Annotated in this window: 2 protein-coding genes and 1 pseudogene; all 3 read left to right on the top strand. The window is 68.7% G+C overall.

Annotated features, from left to right (window positions below):
• Positions 1 to 239 precede the first annotated feature (239 nt).
• Positions 240 to 743, top strand: coding sequence for an ATP-binding protein (locus ABT001_RS35880; RefSeq protein ID WP_351285887.1), 504 nt, complete (start codon positions 240 to 242; stop codon positions 741 to 743).
• A gap of 117 nt (positions 744 to 860) precedes the next feature.
• A complete protein-coding gene (locus tag ABT001_RS35875) occupies positions 861 to 1,577 on the top strand; it encodes a response regulator transcription factor (protein ID WP_351285886.1) in 717 nt (238 codons plus the stop codon).
• Between the two features lie 371 nt (positions 1,578 to 1,948).
• Positions 1,949 to 2,366 (top strand): annotated as a pseudogene (locus ABT001_RS35870) (transposase family protein); the annotation flags it as partial.
• Between the last annotated feature and the right edge of the window lie 75 nt (positions 2,367 to 2,441).

The following is a 2,441-nucleotide window of genomic DNA, read 5'->3' as shown; positions in this document are numbered from 1 at the left end:
GTCCGACGGAGTCTTCTCCCGAAGGGCCGGTGCCCCGCTGACCCCGCACGTCCAACTCAGGCGCCCGTCGCGAGATCGCGAACCGTCAGACCGGGCGACACCTTGGTTCAAGGCGAGAGACCACTCAGGCCATCGATCTGAACGTTTGGCTTGGGCGTGTGGCTAGTGCCGATCGCTGCTGAGCACGTCGCGAAACTCGATGTGACCTCGGCTGAAACCACCAGGAAGCGTGTGGCGTCATGTACGCAACGACAAGCCGCCTCGAGCCGGTCGGTGGCGCCGGGAACCACCTCGCCTGCGCAGGCCGGGACGGACCGGACAGACCTGAGCGGGTGCCGGAGCCCTGGAGCCCGGGTGATGACGTCACGTGGCGACTGCCGCACTGCCCGCAGGCAGTCGGCACCGCCCGCGAAATCACCGCCGCGGTCCTCAACGACTGGCACGTGGCCCAGGATTCGGCCGAGGCAGCCGTGCTGGTGGTCTCCGAACTGGTCACCAACGCCGTAGAGCACGCACTGCCGCCGATAGCCCTTCATCTGCACCGTGAGCGGGCCGGGGAGAGAGTGTGGGTGGGCGTCACCGACAGCGGCCCCGCCGCGGGCGAGGGCGCCTGGACCGCCTCATGCGCCGACGACGAGCACGGTCGCGGCCTGGACGTCATCGACGCCCTGACCACCACCCACGGCACCCGCTCCCACTCCGGCGGCACCACCCACTGGGCCCGACTGCCCGGCGCAGGCTGACCACACACCCATTCCGTGGGCGGCCAGTCCGCGGCGCGCACATCGACGACCAGCCTGTATTCACGGGCGGAACACGCATTGCGGGAGTGCGAAGCACCCACCGCGGGAGGGGAACGGATGAGAGTGCTGGTTGTGGAAGACGACCACTCGGTCGCCGCCGCACTGACGGCCGTGCTTGCCAAGCATGGACTGCAGACCACTCGGGCCGGCAGCGGCGAGGAGGCACTCCACACGCTGCACACCGACAACGGTCCGCGCTACGACGTGGTCCTGCTCGACCTCGGCCTGCCCGACCAGGATGGCTTCGAGGTGTGCAGCCGGATCCGCCGCCACACCGACATCCCCGTGATCATGGTGACCGCGCGGTCGGACGTACGGTTCCGCATCCGCGGCCTCCACCTCGGCGCCGACGACTACGTGGTCAAGCCGTACAACACTGCTGAGCTGTTGGCCCGCATCCACGCCGTCTGCCGCCGCAGGTCCCACGAGCCGTCCGCCTCGACCGGAGGGAAGAGGGCTGGGGTGAGGACCGAAAGGCGCATCCGGCTCGGCATGGTCACGCTCGACCTGGCCGCCCGCGGGGTCACCGTCGGCGGTAAACCGGTCGTTCTGACGCGCAAGGAGTTCGATCTGCTCGCGATGCTCGCGATGCAGCCTGGAGTGGTCTTCCACCGTGACGACATCATCAGCGAGGTATGGCAGTCGAATTGGCAGGGCACCAGACGCACCCTTGAGGTGCACGTGTTCAACCTGCGTTCCAAGCTGCGCCCGGCTTCCCTGATCGAGACCGTACACGGGATCGGTTATCGCCTCACCGCGCCCTCCGCCCAGTAGTGCTCGTTCCGCTGCTGCAAAGGCGCTGTCGACTTCGCCGTTTCCTGCAGTACGCCGCGTCGGCGGCATGAACGGCCTTCGCGGCAGCGCGGGCACCCCGTACTGCCGGGCAAGGGCCGCTACCAGAACTGCTGCGCGTAAGAGGCGGCACTCAGGACGTTCCGCGGGCCCCGGCACAGCGCCGGGGCCCGCGAGTACGAGAACCGCATCAACACCCGTGTGGCTGACGTCCAGAGTTGAGCAGCCGCCGCTGGCCCGCCAGGAAACGGCCCACGGCGGGGCTTTTGGCGTATCCGGGTCATGCCCCGACCCTATTTCCGCCCCAGTGATCAACGCGCCGGCACCTGCGAGGGCCGTGTGAAGATCGCGCCGTGGCTGGTGTGATCACGACGTCGCAGCCGCCCTGGACGGCTCCATCCAAATTGAGCCCCGCTGGTCCAGAGCGTCAATGACCAGCTGCGGCGTGGAGGGGCGGGGGCGGTCCGTAGAGGTCGGCCGTCGAGCCTGCCGCTGGAGGACCGGACGCTGTTGGTCGCGGCCTGCTGGCGCACGAGAACTGACGCTGCGGCAGCTTGCACCACTGCTCGGTGTCTCGAAGCCCGCGGCTGGCCGCATCATCAGCCGTCTCGGTCCTCTACCCGCGCTCAAGCCCCGCAGACGCTCCCGCCAGGACGCTGTGCTGATCGTGGACGGCACATTGGTTCCCACCCGCTGCCAACGGTGGCCGAGCAGTCGAAGAAGTTCCGCTGCTCCACCAACCACCGGGTCGTCATCGACGCCGATACCCGGCCGTCGTGGTGGTCGGTGTCTGTGGCCGTGCGGAGCAGCGGGGCACCGGCCCTTCGGGAGAAGACTCCGTCGGAT

Origin of the sequence: Streptomyces sp. NPDC002793, from assembly GCF_040295485.1 — a bacterium.
Lineage (GTDB): Bacteria > Actinomycetota > Actinomycetes > Streptomycetales > Streptomycetaceae > Streptomyces.
Note: the sequence above shows the minus strand (reverse complement) of the source record. Positions and strands in the feature narration are given on the sequence as shown.

Coding starts and splice junctions, on each gene's coding strand:
- ABT001_RS35880 (WP_351285887.1), top strand. CDS start 240: ATGTACGCAACGACAAGCCGCCTCGAGCCGGTCGGTGGCGCCGGGAAC.
- ABT001_RS35875 (WP_351285886.1), top strand. CDS start 861: ATGAGAGTGCTGGTTGTGGAAGACGACCACTCGGTCGCCGCCGCACTG.